Raw genomic sequence first — 20,798 nt, 5'->3', positions numbered from 1 at the left:
GCACCACGCCCGCCTCGTGCATGACCGCCAGGGCGCGCACCACCTCCAGCATCCGCTCTACCACCTCGCCCAGGCGGCGCCCCGGCACCCACTCCTCCAGCGTGGGGCCATCCACCCGCTCGAACTTCACCCAGACGAAGCGTGGCTTGTCGTGAGGCCACTGGCCGGCGCCCAGCTGGCGTGCCAGGTTGGGATGGCACAGGCGCGTGCCCAGCGACACCTCGCGCCAGGCACGTGCGGCACGCTCGGGGCCCTGGTCCAGTGGCAGCAGCTTGAGGGCGGACACGTAGCCTTCGGGGCTGCGCACCCGGTACACCGTGGCGAAGCCGCCGCGGCCCAGCACCCCCTCCACCACGTCCCCGCCAATCCGGGTGCCCATGGGCAGTGGTTGCGCATCCCATGGATTCAGGGCGCCCCCGCCGTACGGGGGAATGGGAGGGTGGGGCATGGGGGAAGGAGAGGGTGTGGACATGCGGAGCCTACCTCGTGGGACCTCAACGTAGCAGGTTCACCCGGCAGTGCATGCTCCAGGAATCGGGGGTCCTGTTCGTCTTCGACTCCGCCCTGCTGCCGGACGGGGTGGAGGTGTGGTCACGCGAGTGGTTCTTGGACGTGCCGGTGGGAGCACGCAGCCGAGGGCGAGCTGCGCTACCTCATCCACCGGACGGAGGTCGTGACGGGCTTCGTGCGCCTGTCCCTCCAGGGCTCGAACATGGTGCCCGGGCCCACGGGGGCAGCGTCGAGGTCTCCTCCACCGAGGCGGCTGGGGATGACCTTCACGGTCCGGCTGCCGCGCTCCGCCCCCCCCGGGCGGACGCCCCACGTGCGCACCCGCCGCACTGCCAGCGAAATCCTACTCCGGAGGACGTGGGGGATGGGCCCCCGGCAACAGGGGGGACTCGCATAAGCGGAAAACTGCGCTAGAGTTGCCCGGCTTCCAAGAATCCGATAGCCGTCGCGCCTCCCCCAGCGCCGATTCAGAGTCCGCCTTGTCCAACGCCCCCCTGCCTTCCCAGCCCCCTCCCGACGGGCCGTTCGAACATCAGGAGCCGACCCTCACTGGAACCGCCACCCGTGCGGCGGGCAATACCTCCACGCGGCTCTCCCCGTTCCACCCGGAGATGACGGGCACCATCGTCGCCCCGATGGAGGCCGGTGAGCTGCCCGACGTGGCCGCCATCCGCGGCATGCGGTTGGATCAGCTCCTCTTCGTCACCACCGGCGTGCTGCTGGCCATTGTCGTGGGCCTGCTGGCCTCGGTGGCCTGGGTCTCCGCCCGAGCCCAGTTCGAGGAGACGTCCACCCGCTTCAACGAGCACGTGCGCAACCAGGCCATCGAGCTGGGCCAGACGCTCAGCCATACCCTGTCGCTCACCTCGGCCACCTCCCTGCGCGACAACAACTACGCCTTCCTCGGCGAGGTGGCGCGCTCCATCATCTCCGACAACCCCAACATCCTCCGCGTGCAGATATATGACGCGGACAGCCAGCTCGCGGCGGATTCGGCGGAGGACGCGAAGCTGGGCTCCACCACCGAGCGCAAGCCGGAGCGGCGCTGGGTGACGGCGCTCTACCAGGGCAAGCCCATCATCGAGTACCAGGAGCCCATCGACTACGGCTCCCAGAGCGGCAAGGGCGTGGTGCTCATCAGCTACTCGCTGGAGGGGTTGCAGAAGCAGCTCCACGCGCTGGAGGCCGCCAAGCGCGAGTCGCTGCGCCGCAACGCCACCACCATGGCGGGCCTGGGCCTGGGCTTCCTGCTGCTGGCCGGCGTGCTGGTGGCCATCCAGAGCCGCCGCATCACCCGGCCCCTGGGCGTGCTCACCGGCAAGGTGATGCAGCTGGCCGCCGGAGACCTGGGCGCGCGCACCGAGGAGGTACGGGGCGCCGGCCGCGAGGTGACCACGCTCGGGGTGGTGTTCAACCACATGGCCGAGCGCATCAACGTGCTGCTCGAGGACGTGCGCGCCAAGGCCCAGCTGGAGCGCGACGTGTCGCTCGCGCGCACCGTGCAGGAGACGCTGCTGCCCGGCCGCGAGGGCTTCCAGGCGGGCCCGCTGCGCATCGCCGGCCTCGTCGTCACCGCGGACGCGTGCGGCGGCGACTGGTGGATGCGCGCCTCCCTGGACGAGCGCCGCGTGGTGGTGGGCATCGGCGACGTCACCGGCCATGGCCTCGCCACCGCCCTGGTGGCCACCAGCGCCACCAGCGGCTTCACCGCCGCCATGACCATGCGCCCGCCCGAGGAGATCAACGCCCAGCTCCTCATCTCCTCGCTCAACCTCACCATGGCCCACATGGGCCGCGGCGAGCACCAGATGTCCAGCGCGCTGGCCCTGCTCGACACCCAGACGGGCGTCATCGACTACGCGAGCGGCGGCCACCCCAGTCCCATCGTCTACAGCCGCGCCACCCGCCAGGTGGCCTCGTTGCCGGCCCGCGGCGCGCTGCTGGGCGCCTCGGCGTCCTCCCAGTACGCCTCGCGCCAGGCCCAGCTGCGGCCTGGAGATCTGATCGTCTGGTACACCGACGGCCTCACCGAGTCCCGCGACGCCAGCCAGAAGCAGTACGGCACCCAGCGTCTTGCCGCCGCCATCCAGGCCAACGCCCACCTGTCCGCCGAGGCCCTGCGCGACGCCATCCTGGCCGATGCGCGTGCCTTCAGCGCCGGCCTGCCGGCGCAGGATGACATCACCGTGGTCGTCGCCGAATTCAGCCCCGCCTCCCCATGAGTCGCATGCGCTCTCCCCGTCCCTCCGTCCGCCGCCTCGTCGCGGCACTCGTCCTCGCCCAGTCACTCACCGGCACGGCCGCGTTCGCCCAGTACCGCCCACCCCCCATGACCGAGTCCCAGCGGCTCGTCCGGGAGGGTGAGACGGCCCAGGTGGACGCCAGCACCGCCGCCACCTCCGGTGACAAGAAGCGCGCCGAGACGAAGTACCGCAAGGCCCTGGAGCTCTTCGAGAAGGCGCTCGCCGCCGAGGCCACCTCCGTGCCCGCCGCCGCCGGCCTCGGTGCCGTGGGCCTGGCCCTCAACGAGCACGAGCGCGTGGCCTCCCTCGTGGCCCCCGTGTACGCCGCCAACCCCGAGTCGCTGGAGCTGGCGTACCCGCTCGGCATCTCCCTCTTCAAGCTCAAGCGCTACGAGGAGGCCCTGCCGGTGCTCCAGCAGGTGTCCGTGGCCAACCAGCCCGAGCACCTGCTCGTCCACTACTACCTGGGCAACTACTACGCCCTCGCGCTCCAGGACGGCGAGGCCACCGTGGCCGAGCTGCAGGCCTACCTGGCCCAGCGCCCGGACAAGCTCGCCGGCAACGACTATCAAATCCACGAGCTGCTCGGCCGTGGCCACCTGCTGCGCAATGATCCCGCGGCGGCGCGCCTGTCCTTCGAGCGCGCCCAGGTGGGCCGCACCGAGTCCGTCTCCATCCAGATGGGACTGGGCGTGGTGCTGGAGATGGAAGGGAAGATGGCGGAGGCCATGGCCCTGCTCGAGGGCCTGACGGTGCGCTTCCCCCAGGTGCCCGAGGCCAAGGAGCGCCTGGGCCGGCTGCTGCTGGAGTCCAACGACCTGCCGCGCGCCGAGGTGCAGGCGCTCGCCCTGGTGAAGCTGGGGGGCACGGCGGCCTCGCACATGCTGCTGGGTGACGTGCGCATGGCCCAGGCGCGGCCCGCCGAGGCGGAGACCGAGTACCGCAAGGTGCTGGATCTGGCCCCGGGCGACGTGGGCGCGCAGATCGCCGTGGGCATGGCGCTGCAGAAGCAGGGCCGCAACGAGGAAGCCATCTCCTTCCTGGAGAGCGCCGTGCAGTCGGGCGCCGACAGCCTGTCGCTGTGGTCCACCCTGGGCAGCGTCAACCGCCGCGCCGGCCGCTACGCGCGCGCCGTCGAGGTGCACCGGCGCGTGGTGGAGATGGCCCCCAAGCAGGCGCTCGGCCACGTGTTGCTGGGCGCGGACCACTTCGCCACCGGCCAGTGGGACCTGACCATCGAGGACTACACCCAGGCCCTCAAGCTGGAGCCGGAGCACGCCGACGCGAAGAAGTGGCTGGCCCGCGCGCTGGCCAACCGTGCCCGGGACCGCGCCGGCAACGGCCGCGTGGACGACGCCGTGCGCGACCTGCGCCGCGCCTATGACCTGGAGCGCACCTCGGCCATGGCCCGCCGCCTGGGCGCCGTCCTGCTGCAGCAGGGCTCCCACGCCGAGGCCCGCAAGGTGATGGAGCAGGGCGTGCAACTGCCCGAGGCCGCCTGGCGCGAGCACCTCGTGCTCGGCTACGCGCGGCTGGGCTCGGGCGCTCCCAAGGAGGCGCTCGAGTCCTTCGAGAAGGCCGGGCAGATGGCCCCGGACCTCGCCGCCGTGTCGGACGTGTCCGCCGGCTCGGCCCTCGCGGAAATGGAGCTCGGCCAGGTGGATGCCGCCCTCAAGCGGCTGACCGAGCCGGGCACCTCCAAGCGCGCCCTCGAGGTGACGCGTGCCAACCTCTCGCGCGTCTACCTGCGCCGTGCCTTCGCCCGCCTGGAGGCTGGAGACGGCGCGGGCGCCCGCCAGGACGTGGAGTCCGCGGAGCGCGCCGGCCTCGGCGGCAACCAGTCCGAGCTGGCCCGCCTGTCCGCCTTCGCCAAGGGGCTCGCCCAGACGGAGGAGGGCCGCTTCGGTGACGCGGGCAACCTCTTCAAGCGCGCGCTCACCCCGACGCCCGGCTGGGCCCGGCCCAACACCCGCCAGCTCGTGGATGCCTTCCTGCTCTACCGCGGCGACAAGCTGCCGCAGGCACGCAAGACGCTCACCGCCGCCGCCAGGCGGCCCATCCCCGAGCAGGCCCAGTTCACCGCCACCCTCACCAGCGCCCTCCACCGCCGCGAGGCCGAGCGTGCCTACTCCTCCGGCAACATGCGCGCCGCGGAGAAGGCCTTCAAGGCCGCCCTGGCCCTCTCGCCGGACAGCGTCGCCCTGCAGCACAACCTCGCCTGCGTGGCCTACCGCGGCAAGAAGGCCAATGACGCCGTGGCCGTCTGGAAGAAGCTCGAGGGCACCGTGCCCCAGGCCTCGCTCAACCTCGGCATCGACGCCCAGGAGCGCCGCCGCGACATGACGCAGGCCGTCGACTCCTACCGCCGCTACCTCGCCTCGGGCGCCGCGCCTCGCGCCGCCGCCGTCCGCGAGTGGAAGGAGCGGCTGCAGCAGATCTACGGCCTGGCCGAGCCCGCCACCGCCCCGACCCCCAACCCCGAGCCCTCCAGCGCCACCGCTTCGGATACCACGCCATGATTTCCCCCCGCTCGCTCCTCCTGGGCCTCGCGCTGCTGTGCGCGTGGGTGCCCGCCGCCGGCGCGGCCCCCAAGAAGGCCACCCTGGGCGTCTTCCTGCCCACCACCCTCACGGACGGCCAGCAGCGCTTCCAGTTCGCCGAGGCGCTCGCCGCGAAGCTGTCCGCGGCCACCGGCCGGCCCACCGCCGCCAAGAGCTTCGCCCGCTACGAGGACTTCTCGAAGGCCGTGGGCGAGGGCATCGTCGACTTCGCCGTCCTGGACTCCTGGGCCGCCGTGCAGCTGGGCTCCAAGGCCACCCCGGTGGCGCTCGCGCCGCTCTCCGGTGAGACGGCCCAGCGCTGGGCCATCGTCTCCACCTCGCGCGGCTCGGTGAAGGACCTGGCGGGCAAGCGGCTCGCCATCGTCAAGGGCGCGGGCGCGGCGGATCCCAAGTTCGTCACCAACGTGGTGCTCGCCGGTGACCTGGACGCCAAGAAGCACTTCAAGCTCACCCCGGTGCCCAACGTGGAGTCCGCCCTGAAGATGCTGGAGGCCAAGGGCGCCGAGGCCGCGCTGGTGCCGCTGGCCCACGTCCCCGAGGGTGTGCGCGTCCTCTACCGCAGCAGCAAGGTGCCCGGCGCCGTCCTGGTGGGCATGCGCGGCGACGAGGAGGACCTGACGGAGAACCTCAAGAAGCTCGAGCCGGTGGCTCCCTTCGGCGCCTTCGTCTCCATCCAGGGCAAGGAGCTGGAGGACCTGCGCAAGCTGCTGCAGAGCGGCCCTCCCCGCCGCCAGCCCGTGCTGGTGGAGGTACCCGCACTGCGCGTGGACACCCGGGCCTTCCTGGAGCCCGCCGTCCTCCAGCCGGTGCTGCCGTCCTTCGCGGACGCCCTGGATGTGTCCGCCGAGCAGCCGGATGACTGACAGTGCGGGGGCGACTTTCCCCTCCTGGAACCGCTAAACTCCTTCTCCAATCTCGGGACGTAGAGAACGATGCACTCGACTCGAATCGCTTGGCTCCCCGCTCTCGTCGGGCTCATGTGCGGCCTCACCGCTCACGCCGCTGGAACGCCGCAGACGAAGTCCACCCCGCCGGCGGCCACCAGCAGCAGCTCCGGCTCCAGCTCCGGCACGATGGCGTCGGATGCCCCCAAGGCGCGCAAGCCGCTGCCGCTGCCGCCTCCCTCCTCGTCATCCAACGTCCCGCAGCGCGCGCCCTTCACCGGCCCGGCGAACTCGCGGCCGCTGCCTCCGCCCTCGGCCCTGGCCGGCGTGGACATTCCGGATCCGCTCGCCGCTCCCGAGGCCGCCTCGCTCGAGGAGTCCGTGCAGCAGCTGCTGAGCGAGGCGGTGGTGTCCACGGCCTCCAAGCGCAGCCAGCGCATCGCCGACGTGCCGATGACCATCTCCTGGATTCCCGCCGAGGAGCTGGAGGGCACCGGCCAGTTCTCGCTGTGCGAGGCCATCCAGTACTTCCCCGGCATGGAGTGCCGCCGGGGCGCCATGCGCAAGGCGGCGGTGAGCGCGCGCGGCCTGGGCTCCAACTACCTCTCCAACCGGCTCCTGCTGCTGCAGGACGGCCGCCCGTTGACCGACCCCTGGACGGGCCAGTTCTACGCGGACGAGACCACGCCGCTCACCAACCTCAAGCAGATTGAAGTCATCCGCGGCCCCGGCTCCACGCTGTACGGCTCCAACGCCTTCAGCGGCGTCATCAACATGATCTCCCGCCAGCCCAAGGATCTGATGCAGGACGGGCGTGACTGGGGCTCGGACATGCGGCTGCTGCTGGGCCAGGACCGGACGTGGCGCGCGCAGGCCACCGCGGCCGGACGCGGCGGCCCGGTGGAGGCGCTCATCAGCTACTACGGCTTCGGCTCGGACGGCCCCCAGCTCTTCAATGACCCGAAGATCGGCCGCGTGGACAACAACGAGGACTCGTTGGTGCACCAGGTCACCGGCCGGGTGAACATCAAGAGCCTGACGCTGGACGCCAGCTTCACCAACGGAGAGATCGGCCGCCCGGGTGGCCACCAGCTCGCCACCGTGGGCAACTGCGGCAAGTGCCACTACACGCCCAACGACGTGGAGCGCGTGCAGAACTTCAACGCGAGCGCTCAGGTGGACCAGCAGCTGACGGACAACCTGCGCGTGTTCGCCCAGGCGTACACCTTCTTCAAGCGCCGCGAAGTGGAGATGGAGAACGCCTTCGATCCGGAGAGCCCCCAGACGCCGCTGGGCAAGCGCCGCCGGATCGGCGGTGAGGCCCGCGGCCTGCTCACCCTGGGAGATCTCACCGTCACCTTCGGCGGTGACTACAAGAACGACCTGGTCAACAACCCCAACATCCTCCCCGGCCTGACCATGGAGGACACCACCCAGGACATCCTCGGCGGCTTCCTCGACGCGGAGTACCGGCCCTTCAGCCAGCTCGTGCTCAGCGCGGGCGCCCGCTACGACAAGTACATGATTCCGGAGAAGGTCTGGCAGACGCGCACGGATCAGATCTCCCCGCGCGCCAGCGTGGTGTTCCACGCCCGTCCCGAGCTGACCTTCCGCGCCAACTACGGCCGCGCCTTCCGCGCGCCCACGCTGGCGGAGCTGGCCATCAACCAGCAGATGTACGCGTCCACGCTGCTGGGCAACAGCACCCTGCGCGCCGAGACGCTGGACACCGTCGAGGCCTCGGTGGACTTCTGGCCCTTCGAGCGCACGGTGCGCCTGACGGGCACGGGCTTCTACAACCTGGCCAGGAACTTCATCAACCAGGAGCTCCTCTTCGGCGCCACCTCGCAGTTCAAGAACGTGGGGGATGCGCGCGTGATGGGCTTCGAGGCGGAGGCCGCGGCGCAGGTGGCGGCCATCAACTCCTCGTTCGACGTGTCGTACCAGTTCCTGGACGCGCGGGCGCTCGCCTTCGAGAACCGGCCGGAGCGGCCGCTCGACTACGCGCCCCAGCACCGCGTGTACGCGCGCGGCCGGACGAACTTCGGCAAGCTCGCCTTCGCGGAGATCTACGCGCTGTACGTGGGCGAGCGCCTCGACTCGGGCTCGCTGGAGAACCCGGCCACCGGAAAGTTCGAGCAGGTGAAGCTGCCCGGCTACTTCACCGCCACCGCTCGCGTGGGCGCCAACGTCACCAAGGGCCTCACGGTGTCCGTGGTCGGCTCCAACCTCTTCAACGCGAAGTACGATGAGTCCTTCGGCTTCCCCGCGCCTCCGCTGAGCCTCTTCAGCGAGATCAAGTTCCAGTACTGAGCCGTCATCGTGAGAGTCGCCCACCCGCAGGGGGCCACCACCGGCCTCCACCTCATCGCAGATGCCTCCCTGGCTCCCGCCACGTTGGAGCAGGCCGCCCCCGCGCTCGTGCGCAGCGGCCTGTCCGTGGTGGCGCGAGGGGGAAGCCCGCGAGCCCCGGCCCGCGAGCTGATCCTCTTCGACGGCCGCCTGGGGCCTGCCCACGCGGCGCTGCTGGAGCGTCAGCCTCCGGCGCTGCTGCTGGCCACGCGTGAGCCGGGGGGCCTCCCGTCCGCGTGGGAGATGCGGGTGCTGGGCTCGCTCCTGCGGGGTGAGGTGTTGATGCCCCCGGGGGCTCCCGTCGCGAAGCTGTGGCTGGAGCGGGTGCTGGATTTGAAGGCCGCCTCGTCCGAGGCCGCCGCGCTGGTGGAGGCCTCCAAGGGCAGCCGGAGCGCGGCGAACCTCGCGGCCGAGGTCATGCACGAATTGGCCGCCAACGCGCTGTTGGACGCACCGGTGGATGCCCAGGGCACGCCGCTGTATGCCCACCGGCGGGAGTCGGTGCAGGCGGTGGCGCAGGAGCACGTGTGCCAGGTGTCACTGGCGGTGGGGGAGGGCGGCATCTTCCTGGAGGCGGTGGATCTCTTCGGGCGGCTGACGCCCGGGCCCATCGCGCGGGCGCTGGCCTCGCTGGGTGGACGCATGCAGGTGAATGCCTCGGGCGGTGGGGCGGGCCTGGGCATGCGGCGTATCCTGGAGGCGTGTGACCTGATCGCCGTCCGCGTGACTCCCGGCAAGGAGACGCGGATGCTGGGCGTGGTCGGTTTGGGGGAGGCGCGCCGCCGGGCCGGACTTCCCAAGTCTTTGCTGTACTTCCAGTCGGAATGAGGAGCGGGACGGTGGAGACGCAGGGTTCCAATGCCACTATCAGCCGCGTGCGCGTGGGTACCATCAACCACGTCCGCATCGCCGGCATCATCGACGAGACGTTCCCGCTGACGTCCTCGTCCCCCGACCTGGGCGGGCTGCTCATCGTCGACCTTGGCCAGGTGGAGCGCATCAGCTCCTTCGGTGTGCGGCGGTGGATCGAGTTCGCCAGCAAGCTGCCCGCCGGGGGCATCGCGCTGTACGTGGTCAACGCGCCACCGGTGATGGTGGACCAGCTCAACATGGTGGAGGGCTTCTCCGGCGTGGCGCGGGTGCTGTCCGTCCTGGCGCCCTACACGTGCCGCGCCTGTGGAGAGGACCGGCTGCGCGTGGTGGACCTGCAGGCCGAGGCCCCCATCATCGCCGAGGGCCGCGCCCCCGAGCACTCCTGTCCGGTGTGCGCCGGCAAGCTGGAGTTCGCGGATCTGCCGAGCGAGTTCTTCGACTACGCGACACGCCAGCAGTTCGGCACGGTGGACCCCGTGGTGATGCGCTACCTGCGCGCCACCACGCCCAGCGCGCCCAGCGCGCTCACCGCGCACCTGAAGATCGTCCAGGACGACATCACGTACATCTCCCTGGCCAGCGAGCTGAAGGCGGACCTGAACGTGCGCCGGTTGGCGTCGGGCCTGGAGGGGCGCGTCGCCTTCGACTTCTCCCACGTCCACAAGGTGGAGCCCGAGGCCGTCGCGAAGCTGGAGCAGGTGCTCGCCACGGCGGCGCAGGGCGCCAAGGTGGTGCTGTGCCGCGTGCCGGTGCCGGTGCTCAACGCGCTCACCCGCTTCACCAAACCGCTCGCCGCGCAGATCGGCACCCTGTGGCTGCCCTGCGAGTGCCGCAACTGCGGCCATGAGCACCAGCAGCGCGCCCTGGCCTCCGAGTACCTGGCCAAGCTGCGCGCCAACGCCAGCCCCGAGCGCGAGTGCCCCATCTGCGGCGGCTCCGCGCGCCTTCCCTCCATCCCCCAGCTCGTGCCGCTGCTCAGCCGCTCGTCGCTGGTGGACAAGCCGCTGGACGACATCGAGGCGCTCGAGCCTCGCGCCCTCAGCCAGTACCTCTTCGGCTCCACCAACGTGGATCCGAACGCCAACAAGGGCAGCGGCTCGGAGATCAGCAACTCCATCAGCGCCACCAAGCTGCAGATCATCCGCCGGCTGGGCCAGGGCGGCATGGCCGAGGTGTTCCTCGCCAAGCAGGTGGGCGTGAAGGGGTTCGAGAAGTTCGTGGTGATGAAGAAGATTCTCCCGCAGTTCGCGGAGAACGCTGAATTCGTCGACATGCTCTTCGCCGAGGCGCGGGCCAACGCGCGCCTCACGCACCCCAACGTCGTGCAGACGTTCGACGTGGGCATGAACGACGGCGTGGCGTACATCCTCATGGAGTACGTGCGCGGCCCGGACCTCAAGAAGCTGATGAACGAGCTGCGGCGCAAGGGCCTGGCCCTGCCGCTGGAGCACGCGCTGCGGATCGTCGCCGAGACGTCCGCGGGCCTGCACTACGCGCACAGCTACGTGGACCCGGCCGGCGTGCCCCACCCGGTGGTGCACCGCGACGTCAGCCCCCACAACGTCCTCATCTCGCTGGATGGCGCCATCAAGCTGAGCGACTTCGGCATCGCCAAGGTGCAGGGCGAGGAGAACACCCAGGCCGGCGTGCTCAAGGGGAAGATCTCCTATATCTCCCCCGAGGCCGCCGCGGGCCGCGCCCTGGACGCGCGCAACGACGTGTTCGCCCTGGGCGTGGTGCTCTTCGAGCTGCTCACCGGCACGCTGCCCTTCAAGCGGGACCACGACGCGGCCACGCTCAACGCCATCGTGCGCGAGCCGGCGCCCGTGCCGTCCCAGCTCAAGCCGAACATCCCCCAGGACGTGTCGGACCTCATCCTCCGCGCCCTGGTGAAGGATCCGGCGCGCCGCACGCCCTCCGCCGCGGCCATGCGCGAGGAGATAGAAGCGGTGATGGCCCACCACCGGCTCAACTCGTCGCCGGCGGCGGTGGCCCAGTTCTTCAAGGCCACGCTGGGAGACAGGCTCGCGGAGTTCGGGCCCACCCACAGCTCCCCGACGGGCTCCACCGGCTCGCATCCGAGCATCTCGGGCACGGGCTCGGGCAACGCGACGCGCGTTCCCACGGGTGGAACCGGGGAGATGGTGGCGCCCCCCGGCACCGGCTCGCGGCCCGCCCTCGGCTCCGGCACCGGGCAGTATGGCGCCGCCTCGCCGCCTCCACCGCCGCAGGCCGCGCGTCCTCCGGCTCCTCCTCTTCCCGGCGCTCAGGGCCCCGACGAGCGCACCGAGGTCTACCGGCCCGCGCAGCAGGGTCTCATCGCCCCCAACGCCCTGCCTCCCGAGCCTCCCACGGAGTCCTCTCCGGCGTTGGTGCCAGCACCCGCCCCGGCGCGTGCGTCCCTGTCCGGTGTGCCCACCGTGCCGCCCCCGCCGCCGACCGTGGCGTCCCGTCCCACGTCGCTCTCCGGGACGCCCGCGGTGCCGCCTCGTGCCTCCCTGTCCGGGACACCCGCGGTGCCGCCTCGTGCCTCCGGGCCCACGCCCGCCGCGGTGCCGCCCCGCGCGTCCCTGTCCGGCGCGCTCGGCACCGGCTCCCGGCCCGCGTTGCAGCCCTCGGTGCCGGTGTCCGCCCGGACGTCGACCCAGGTGGCTCCCTCCGCGGCTCCCGGGGGTACTCCCGCCAGGGCCCCGGCCGCTCAGGCTCCGCAGGCCGCCGCGGCCATGTCCGCCGCCAGGCCCGCCGCGCGCTCGTCCGCGGTCAAGTGGGCCCTCCTCGGCGTCGCCGGGCTCCTGGTCGTGGGGGGGGCCGCCGTGCTGGGTCCCAGGCTGCTCTCGGAGCAGGGGGTCGACATCGTCAACCGCGAGCCGGGTGAGCAGATCTACATCGCGGGCCTCCGGGTGGAGGATGCCCAGGGCCTCAGCCTGGAGGGCGTCAGCCAGTTCGTCGTCTCCACGGCGATGAATGGCCGCATGCACCGCTTCGGCATTCCGGTGAGCCAGGACGTCATCGACGTGCGCACCCTGCCCGAGGCCCGGCCGGAGCCGGGCAGCAAGGGCACGCTGCGCATCGGCGGGCAGCCGGGTTGCTTCGTGAAGCTGGGCCCGGACATGCTCCCCGGCGCGACGCCGGTGTCGGCTCCCATCGACGCCGGTGTGGAGTTGCAGGTCATCGTCACCTGTCCCAACCAGCCGGTGTGGTCGCGCTGGGTGATGGCGGTGCCGGGGCAGGAGTTGGAGGTCGTTCCGCTACCGAAGAAGTAGGCCTCTCGGAGGCCCACGGGCCAGGGTGCGTCACGTATGAAGGGCTGGAAGCTGTTTCCTCACCTCGTCGTCCGCACCACCGGCTTTCCCTTCGAGCGGCTGGAGCGGCTGCGCTGTCCCGAGTCGGCGGAGAGCGCCCGGAGGCTGTGGGCCGAGCGGCGTGAGCTGGAGGCGCTGAAGGCCAGCGGCCCGCGTCTGCGGCGGCCTCCGTCCGCGGTGCTGGCCGCGCTGAAGGCGGGGCGCCCGGTGGAGGTGGAGGGGCTGGAGTCCCCCGGGTTCTTCGCCACCTACAACGTCCACGCCCGTGCCGCGCAGGAGGCCAGTGCCGCCTTCGAGGAGGCCTTCACCCGCGAGTCGGCCCGGGTGGAGGAGGCGCTCGCGGCGCTGCGCACCGAGCCCCGCTTCCTGGAGGCGGTGGCCAGCTCCAGCCCTCCGGTGGCGAGGGACCTGGCCGCCGGCCGGGACGGGGCGCGGCTGAAGCGGCAGGTGGCCAGCTACCTGCAGCGGATGTGCGCGAAGAACGAGACGATGAGCTTCTTCGGCCCCATCAACTACGGGCGGGTGGAGCCCGGCGCGCCCACGGGTGTCACCGTGCGCTGGTCCGGCCCCGAGGTGCTGGTGGGGCGCAACACCTTCGCCGCCTCGTGGTTGGTGCTCGGGCTGGTGCGCGCGATCGCCGCCGATCCGGAGGTGGCACCCTGGCTCGTGTTGCGCCGCAAGGCCTTCGCCGCGATGCCTCCGCGCAAGGGAGCCGCGCCCAACCCCGCGAGCGTGGAGGACGTACTCCCGCGGCTGGTGGAGGCGGTGGATGGGACGCGGCCCCTGTCCGCGCTGCGCGAGGTGCTCGGGGTGGAGTGGCCGCTGCTGCTCGAGGCCGTCCGCTTCGGCCTGCAGCGCAACCTGTTCACCCACCCGCTCGAGGTGCCCTCTGCCTCGCACCACCCGCTGGAGGACCTGGCCGAGCGGCTCGCCGGTATTCCTGGCCCGGTGGCCCGCGCGCACCTGCGCGAGCTGGAGGGCCTGCTGGGAGTGATGGCACGCTACGGCGCGGCGGACGCGGCGGGCAAGATGGCGCTCAACGAGGAGCTGGCGAAGCGCGCCCGCGAGCGCTGGGGCGTGGCGCCCGTGGCAGCGGCCTCCACGTCCGACAGCCACAACTTCTACCAGGACCGTCTCCCGATGCGGGAGGAGTGCGGCGGAGACCTGCGCCTTACGCTCGGCGGCGAGCGCGCGGAGGAGCTCACGCGGAAGCTGGAGCCAGCGCTCGGGTTGATGGGCGAGGCGGCGCTGCGCACGCGCGAGTCGTCCCGGTCCGCCGTGGCGGCACTGGTGGGCGCGCGGACGGTGCCCTTCTGGAAGGTGGTGGCGGCGTACGGGGACAGGCCGGTGCCGTACGACACCACGGTGGCCTCGGCGCTCGCGGCGGCCATTTCCGAGCCGGCGGCCCGGTGCGTGGAGTTGGATCCAGCGGCGCTGCCCGCGCCTCGTGCCGAGACGGAGCTGCCGATCGTCACCTCGATCGATCTGCTCGTGGGCGCCCCGGACGTGGAGGCCTGGAGCCGCGGCGAGTACGAGCTGGTGGTGGGAGACGTGCACGACACGGCCCTGGTGTGGGGCTGGGCGTTGCAGTTCCACGAGGAGCGGAGGCGGGTGGAGGGCGAGATGCTGCGGACGCTCGGCTCGCTGCGGCGGCCGATGCCCTTCGTCACCGTGCTGGCCTCGCGGCGCACGGGCCTGCTGCCCTCGGAGTTCCCCGGCCCCGTCGTCGAGCTGGGAGGCGTGAGCGCCCGGGCCTCGGCGTGGCGGCTGCCCTTCGATGACCTCCAGGTGGAGAGTGACGGGCGCACGGCCCGGCTGGTGTCCACGCGGCTGGGCACGGAGGTGTGCCTCTACAACGGGGAGATCGAGAGCCTGGTGCAGACGGCCTTCGCCCTGCCGCGCATCCGTCCCCTGAGGGTGTCCCTGGGCGCGCACACGCCCCGGGTGATGCTGGGAGGCGCGGTGCTTCAGCGCGAGCAGTGGAGGCTGGAGGCAGCGGATGCCGAGGCGCTCGTCGCGTGCAAGGACGACAAGGCGCGGCTCCGGACGGCGGTGGGCATCTGGGCGCGCATGGGCCTGCCGGACCACGTGTTCGCGAAGTTCCCGGGCGAGCGCAAGCCGGTGCTCGTCGACGTGCGCAGCCCCGCGCTGCTGCGCGTCTTCGTCAACCTGCTCGAGCAGAAGGGCGAGGTCATGTTGTCGGAGATGCTCCCCGCGCCCGGGCAGTTGTGGCTGGGCGCCTCGGGCGGGCGGCACACGGCGGAGCTGCGCTGCTGCTTCCTGTGGGGCTCGGCGTCATGAAGCTGCTCGTCCTGCCTCCCCACCGGGATGTGACGTGCGTGCCGGATGCGCCCGAGGGCTGGCGGGTGCTCGACGTGGCGCGCGCCTTCTGCCAGCGGGTGATGGCTCCGGAGCTCCTGTCGCGGGCGGTGGAGACGCGGGAGCGCGAGCCCGCCACGCCCCAGACGATGCGCGAGCTGTTGCTCCTGCGCGCGGCGCTCGTGCTGTGGAAGCGGGGGAGGGCGGACGCGCACCGGCCATTGCGTGCCCTCGGCGCGGTGCTCACGGCCCTCTCGGGTGCACCGTCGGGGGTTCACGTGCGGCTCGATGACATCGAGCTGGAGGGGGGCACCACCGAGCGCTCGGCGGACGTGCTCCGGATCATTCAGGCGCCCGCGCTGTATGACGAGGACCTGGCCCGCGCGGCCGAGCAGTTCCCGGGCGCCGAGCGGGTACGGCTGTGGCTGGAGAAGGACCTGCAACTTCCCGCGGCGGTGAAGCTGGCGGCGGCGTGCCCGGCCTCGGTGCCGCTGGAGGTGGCGGGTCCCTTCGCTGTCACCCATCGCGCGGTCCTGGCGACGATTCCCGCCTTCCAGCGGGCCTCCTTTCCCGAGGACGTGGCACCTCTGCGTTGGCGGGTGGTGGCCCTGGGCGCAACGGAGCCGGAGGCCCTCACCTGGGTTCCCGAGGGGGCTCGTCCCCCGGCGGACGGTGGGCCCTGGGCGGGACACGTGCCGCTGCGGGCTCTGCTCGACACCGAGGCGCTCGTGTCGAGCGGTTGCCGCACGGCGGTGGTGGGATTCTGCTCGGTGGACGAGAGCGGAGTCGTGGGAAGTGACGGGAGCCGCGTGCCGCTGGAGCCACTGGCCGCCGCGGTGGAGCGTCTGCGCGCCGCTGGAGCACGCGTGGTGGCGGAGTGGTGGGTGGGCGCTCCCGGAGTGGACGAGGCCGCGCACGAGCGGACCTTCGCGCTGCTCGGCCAGCGGCCCGTGTTCGACTGGGTGTCGGGAGTGCGGCCATTCCACTGGACGCGCGGGCGCTCGGGCGAGGACTTCGCGGGCCTGGCGGTGCGCTTCCTCGCTCCGCCCGAGGATCGGGACCTGGCGCGCACGGTGCCCTTCGAGGCGCCGGGGACGGTGCCCCATGCCCGGCAGGTGGAGCTGCTCACCTCGCTGGCGGGGAAGCTGTTGCAACGCGCGCCACTCAGCCCGGGCCGGGTCGCTTGGGCCTCGCTGCACCCGCCGGCCCCCGTGGCGACTGGCGGCGAGCGGATCCGGTTGGACGGAGACTGCGCGCTGGTGCGGTTGCCGGCGACGCTGGACGGCGTGGTGAAACCTTCCTGGTACGCGGCGAACCTGCGCACGGGAGGGGTGCTGGCCATGGACGCGCGGCTGGCGCCCCTGGTGGCGGGGGCGGAGCAACCGGTGACGGTGGGAGAGCTCTTCGCGACGCTGCCGGAGGCGCAGCGCGGCAAGGTGGAAGCGGCGCTGGTGGGCCGCGCGGTCCTCGAGAGGGTACACGCATGAGCGAGCGCTGGACGCTGGGCGAGGTCTTCGTACTCCGGCACGCGGGTTTCCCGTTCGACTGGCTGGAGGGCCTGGGTTTCTCGGAGGGGCTGCGCTCCGAGGTGGCGGCGCTGCTCGAGGACGAGCGGGCACTGGTGGAGGCCGTGCGCACCGCCGCGGGCGAGGACGCGGCCCGCTCGGCGCGCGAGGCGCTGGAGAAGGGCAAGGAGCCCTCGCTCAAGGCGAAGTACGGGCCTGACTGTGCCCAGGCACTGGAGCGCTACCGTGCGCACCGCACGGCGCTGTCGGCCCGTTACACGGAGGAGCGGCAGGCGCTGCGGAAACGGCTGCGCGAGCGAGCAGCGGAGCCGGCCATCCAGGAGGCCGTCTTCTTCTCCAACCCGGCGATGTACGAGAACGTCTGGTCGCGCTACCTGGAGGGGGAGCAGCGGCCGGACAACTCGGATGCGCGGCGGGTGGAGCGGCAGGTCTACACGTACCTCCAGCGCTTCTGCGCGAAGAACGAGACGACGAGCTTCTTCGGCCCCATCTCCTACGGCGAGTGCGACGGTGAGGACGGTGAGGACGTGCGGGTGGTGCCGAGCGGGAGCACGCGGCGGCGCACCTTCCTGACGTTCTGGTCCGTCACCGAGCTGGCGAGGGCCGTGGCTCGGGAGCGCGAGGTGCGCCGGCACCTGCCGTTGCGGCTCAACCCCCTCTTCAAGGTGGAGCCGGGCCGGGCGAGCTGCGAGCCGTTGAAGCTGGAGGTGGCGCTGTCGCCGGAGGCGGAGCGGCTGCTCGCGGTGCTGCCCGAGTCGCCGACGTTGAGCGCGGCCTCGAGTGCGTTGGGTCAGCCGGTGGAGGCGGTGGAACGGCTGGTGGTGCCGATGATGAAGTCGGCGCTGGTGCTGCTGGGGCTGCCCTTCGTGGCGAACGACTTCGGCACCTTCTCGAGCCTGCGCGAGGCGGTGGCGGCACTGCCCGCGTCCGAGGCCCGGGAGCGCTGGGGGTCGAGGCTGGATGAGCTGGAGCGCCTGCGCGGCGAGTTCGAGGGCGCCGGGCTGGTCCGCCGCCGGGAGCTGCTGCAAGCGCTGGAGACGCGCTTCACCGAGTACACGGGCAAGCCCGCGCGGCGAGGCGAGGGACAGGTGTACTCGGACCGGCTCATCCTCTACGAGGAGGCGTCCTCGCCCTTCCGGCTGAAGCTGGGGAAGCGCTTCAGCGAGGAGATGGCGGCGAAGCTGTCCGGGGCGTTGGGGCTCTCTGCGGCGTACGGGGACAGCGTGCAGCGCAGCTACCGCGAGCAGGTGCGCGACGCACTGGGCTCGGAGGAGCGCCCGCTGGACTTCCTGGAGTACGCGGTGCGGTTGCGGCCGGACCAGGTGGCGGGGAGCCGCTTCGCACCGGTACCGCCCATCCTGCTCGACGAGGATCTGTCGCGCTCCCGGACGCTGCCCGAGGACTTCCTGGGCACCTCGCGGCCGGGAGGCCGCTACTCGCTGCCGGACGTGTGCCTCGCGGCGACGGACAAGGGCTTCGAGGTGATGTGCGCCCGCGTGCACCACCACTTGATGCTGTGGAGCTGGCTGAGCGCCTTCTACCCGGACCGGGCGCGCTACCAGTCGGTGGCGGGCGAGTGGCTGGAGCGTGAGCCGGAGGCGAAGGGACTGGTGGGACTGGCCATCCGCCGGCGCAACAAGGGCTTCTACGTCTATCCGGGGCGGAAGTTGATGTACTCGGTCTCGGACGTGCTGGACGTGGAGCAGGGGGCGCTCAAGCCGCACGACGTGAAGGTGCTGCCCACGCGCGAGGGGCCGGTGCTGGTGGACGGGGAGGGGAAGCGGCTCTCGCTGTACATGCCGCTGGACGACTTCAACACGTACGCACCGTTCGCGGCGCTGGCGCACCCGCAGGTGCTGCACGCGAAGCTGCGCACCAAGGGCCGGCACCTGCCGAGGCTCCACGTGGGCGGCGCGGTGTACCAGCGGGAGCGGTGGGAGCTGCCGACCACGCTGTTCTCGCAGGTGAGCGGGATGGACCTGTTGCTCGCGGTGGAGCGCGAGCGCCGGGCGAGCGGCTGGCCGCGCTTCGTGTTCATGCGCAGCACGGTGGAGCGCAAGCCGTACCTGATCGATACGGCGTCGCCGTTCGCGCTGGAGCTGCTGCTGTACCTGTCGCGAGGGGCGGAGCAGCTCTCGGTGGAGGAGATGTACCCGGCACCGGAGCAGCTGTGGCTGAAGGACGAGCGGGGCCGCTACACGTGCGAGATGCGGATGCAGGCGGTGCGCTGGAGCGAGGAGCGGGCTGAGCGATGAGTGTGACCCAGGACGTCGTCATTCTCGGGGCCGGAGTGATGGGCCTGTCCGTGGCACGCCGGCTGGCGGCGACGGGGGCGCGGGTGACGGTGTTGGACCCGGTGGAGCCGGGAGGACAGGGCTCACGAGCGGCGGCGGGAGTGGCGATTCCCTCGGTGCGGCTGCTGGATGACCCGGACATGCTCGCCTTCACGCGAGCGGCGCACGGAGCGCTGGCCGAGGAACTGGCCTCCCTGAATGACGGCCCGAGCCTGCGCCGGGGGCAGGGCGTGCTCCGGGTGGCGATGGACGCGAAGGGCCGGGACGCGCTCGGGCAGAAGGCGGTGAACCATCCCGAGTGGCTGGGGACGTGGATGGACGCGGCGCGTGTGGTGGAGCTGGAGCCAGCGCTGGAGGGCACGCCGATCCTCGGGGCCTTCGTGACCGAGCAGGGCTTCATGGTGGACACGGAGGCCTACCTCAACGCGTTGCTGCACGACCTGCACCGGAGGGGCGTGAAGGTGCGGCTGGGCGAGGGCGCGCGCTCGGTGGCCGAGGTGGACGGTGGGGTGGAGGTGCGGACGGAGCAGGAGACGCACCGGGCGGGGAGGTTGGTGGTGTGCGCGGGGGCGTGGTCGGGAGGAATCGCGGGATTGCCGCCGCTGCCAGTGAAGCCCCTGCGAGGGCAGATGCTGACGATCTTCCACCCGGAGGTGAGGCTGACACGGGTGGTGTCGGGGCCCACGTACCTGGCGCCCTGGCGCACGGGGGAGATCGTCGTGGGGGCTACGGAGGAGGACGCGGGGTTCGCGTGCCACGTGACGCCGACGGGCCTGATGCACCTGGGGGCCACGGTGGCGAAGCTGGCGCCGAGGCTGCGCGAGGCGCGCTTCGGGAGGGCGTGGGCGGGACTGCGCTCGGTGACACCGGGGGGCAAGCCGTTGATTGGCCGCTACCCGGGGACGAAGGCGGTGCTGATCGCCAGCGGGCACGCGGGGCAGGGCATCCTCACGAGCGCACTCACGGGCCGGGCAGTGACGGAGCTCATCGAGCACGGGCACAGCGAGATCGCCGCCGCCTTCGATCCGGAGCGCGTACTCCATTCCGGGCAGGACGGCTCCGTACCTACGAAGACACCTTGACCTGCTCGAAGGTCATCACGCTCTCCATCAGTACGGAGAAATCCAGCTCACGTGCGAGCCGCCAGAGCTGCTGCCGGAAGAGGGATTCGGAGGGCAACGGCGTCTGGGTGCCCACCAGGATGAGGTTGCTGTACCGGGAGGCGCCGCGCAGCATCGCGCAGTCCTCGAAGGCCCGGGCGAAGGTCTCGATTCGCGACGCCACGCTCCACTGCTCCTCCAGCGCGATGTTGAGCACCGCGACTCCCCCAGGCTCCAGCCTGCGACGGACGTTCTCGAAGAAGAGTGACTCCTTCAGGTGGTCCGGTGTTCCGTAGTCCCAGAAGGCATCGAGGAAGATGAGGTCGTAGCGGGGCCCCTGCCGCGCCATGAAGTCGGCCCCGTCCTCCACCGAGATGTGGAGCCGGGCATCCTCCCGGACATTGAAGAAGCGCCGGGCCACATCGACGACCACGGGGTTGATCTCCACTACGTCCACCTGTGACCGGCGGGGCAGGAGCCGGTGCATCAGCATGGGAAACGCCCCTCCGCCCAGGCCCACCACCAGGATGCGGGCGCGGCCCTCGGTGAGTGCGAGCCCGGCGGTGGCCACACGCACGTAGCTGGTGGGGACCGCCGTGGGATCGCTCTTGAGGATGGCGCTCTGGAGCGTGCCCTCGGGGCTGTCGAAGCGGAGCGTGCGCTGGTCGCCCACGTCCACCACGTACACGGGCCCGAAGGGAGAGTCGGCCTCGTGGACCACTTTTTCCGAGACACTCACGTCTCCTCGGTAGCACGGACCGGCGGTGACTGTCGAAGCCACATGGGCAATTCCCTTCATCCCCGCTACCTTCTCGGGCGGTTGTTGTTTCAAGG

The 20,798-nt window shown here is 71.7% G+C and carries 13 protein-coding genes; 10 read left to right on the top strand and 3 right to left on the bottom strand.

Translation table 11 applies throughout. The annotated features are described in order from the left end of the window. Positions 1 to 379: protein kinase domain-containing protein (locus Q664_RS10725; RefSeq protein ID WP_425117412.1), on the bottom strand; the 379-nt coding region annotated here is incomplete at its 3' end. Positions 380 to 1,121: 742 nt separating this feature from the next. Between Q664_RS10725 and Q664_RS10715 the strand changes: the two genes are divergently transcribed. From Q664_RS10715 to Q664_RS10705, 3 genes are read left to right on the top strand one after another with little or no spacing between them, the layout of a single operon-like run. After that, entirely contained in the window at positions 1,122 to 2,732 is a 1,611-nt protein-coding gene (locus Q664_RS10715) for a PP2C family protein-serine/threonine phosphatase (protein WP_043393122.1), read from the top strand. 5 nt (positions 2,733 to 2,737) lie between these two features. Beyond that, positions 2,738 to 5,272, top strand: a complete 2,535-nt coding sequence (locus Q664_RS10710) for a tetratricopeptide repeat protein (RefSeq protein ID WP_043393082.1) — start codon at positions 2,738 to 2,740, stop codon at positions 5,270 to 5,272. After that, complete coding sequence (locus tag Q664_RS10705; protein WP_043393080.1) at positions 5,269 to 6,177, top strand: PhnD/SsuA/transferrin family substrate-binding protein; 909 nt, start codon at positions 5,269 to 5,271, stop codon at positions 6,175 to 6,177. The genes Q664_RS10710 and Q664_RS10705 overlap by 4 nt, the downstream gene beginning before the upstream one ends. A 131-nt stretch (positions 6,178 to 6,308) precedes the next feature. Here Q664_RS10705 and Q664_RS60735 read toward each other — a convergent pair whose 3' ends face one another. After that, a complete protein-coding gene (locus Q664_RS60735) occupies positions 6,309 to 6,533 on the bottom strand; it encodes a hypothetical protein (protein WP_235216641.1) in 225 nt (74 codons plus the stop codon). On the opposite strand from Q664_RS60735, the gene Q664_RS10700 reads away from it, so the two are divergent. The 7 genes from Q664_RS10700 to Q664_RS10670 are packed head-to-tail and all read left to right on the top strand — an operon-like array spanning position 6,526 to position 19,946. Then, a complete protein-coding gene (locus Q664_RS10700; protein WP_235216640.1) occupies positions 6,526 to 8,511 on the top strand; it encodes a TonB-dependent receptor plug domain-containing protein in 1,986 nt (661 codons plus the stop codon). The genes Q664_RS60735 and Q664_RS10700 overlap by 8 nt on opposite strands. Before the next feature lie 9 nt (positions 8,512 to 8,520). Then, positions 8,521 to 9,378 (top strand): hypothetical protein, encoded by an 858-nt coding sequence (locus Q664_RS10695; RefSeq protein ID WP_043393078.1) that lies wholly within the window; start codon positions 8,521 to 8,523, stop codon positions 9,376 to 9,378. 11 nt (positions 9,379 to 9,389) lie between these two features. After that, positions 9,390 to 12,686: a serine/threonine-protein kinase gene (locus Q664_RS10690; RefSeq protein ID WP_235216639.1), complete on the top strand. Its 3,297-nt coding sequence runs from the start codon at positions 9,390 to 9,392 to the stop codon at positions 12,684 to 12,686. 36 nt (positions 12,687 to 12,722) lie between these two features. Then, positions 12,723 to 15,026: a lantibiotic dehydratase gene (locus tag Q664_RS10685; protein WP_043393074.1), complete on the top strand. Its 2,304-nt coding sequence runs from the start codon at positions 12,723 to 12,725 to the stop codon at positions 15,024 to 15,026. Then, a complete protein-coding gene (locus Q664_RS10680; protein ID WP_043393117.1) occupies positions 15,023 to 16,531 on the top strand; it encodes a hypothetical protein in 1,509 nt (502 codons plus the stop codon). The genes Q664_RS10685 and Q664_RS10680 overlap by 4 nt, the downstream gene beginning before the upstream one ends. Further along, positions 16,528 to 18,825, top strand: coding sequence for a lantibiotic dehydratase (locus tag Q664_RS10675; protein ID WP_043393071.1), 2,298 nt, complete (start codon positions 16,528 to 16,530; stop codon positions 18,823 to 18,825). Before Q664_RS10680 ends, Q664_RS10675 begins: the two co-directional genes overlap by 4 nt. Next, positions 18,822 to 19,946 carry an NAD(P)/FAD-dependent oxidoreductase gene (locus tag Q664_RS10670; RefSeq protein ID WP_043393068.1) on the top strand — a complete coding sequence of 375 codons (1,125 nt, stop codon included), beginning with the start codon at positions 18,822 to 18,824 and terminating at the stop codon, positions 19,944 to 19,946. Before Q664_RS10675 ends, Q664_RS10670 begins: the two co-directional genes overlap by 4 nt. Here the strand turns inward: Q664_RS10670 and Q664_RS10665 are convergent. After that, positions 19,930 to 20,703, bottom strand: coding sequence for a spermidine synthase (locus Q664_RS10665; RefSeq protein ID WP_235216638.1), 774 nt, complete (start codon positions 20,701 to 20,703; stop codon positions 19,930 to 19,932). The genes Q664_RS10670 and Q664_RS10665 overlap by 17 nt on opposite strands. Positions 20,704 to 20,798 lie beyond the last annotated feature (95 nt).

This window comes from Archangium violaceum Cb vi76, from assembly GCF_000733295.1.
GTDB classification, from domain to species: domain Bacteria; phylum Myxococcota; class Myxococcia; order Myxococcales; family Myxococcaceae; genus Archangium; species Archangium violaceum.
The sequence above is the reverse complement of the archived record's forward strand: the minus strand, read 5'-3'. Positions and strand labels throughout refer to the sequence as shown.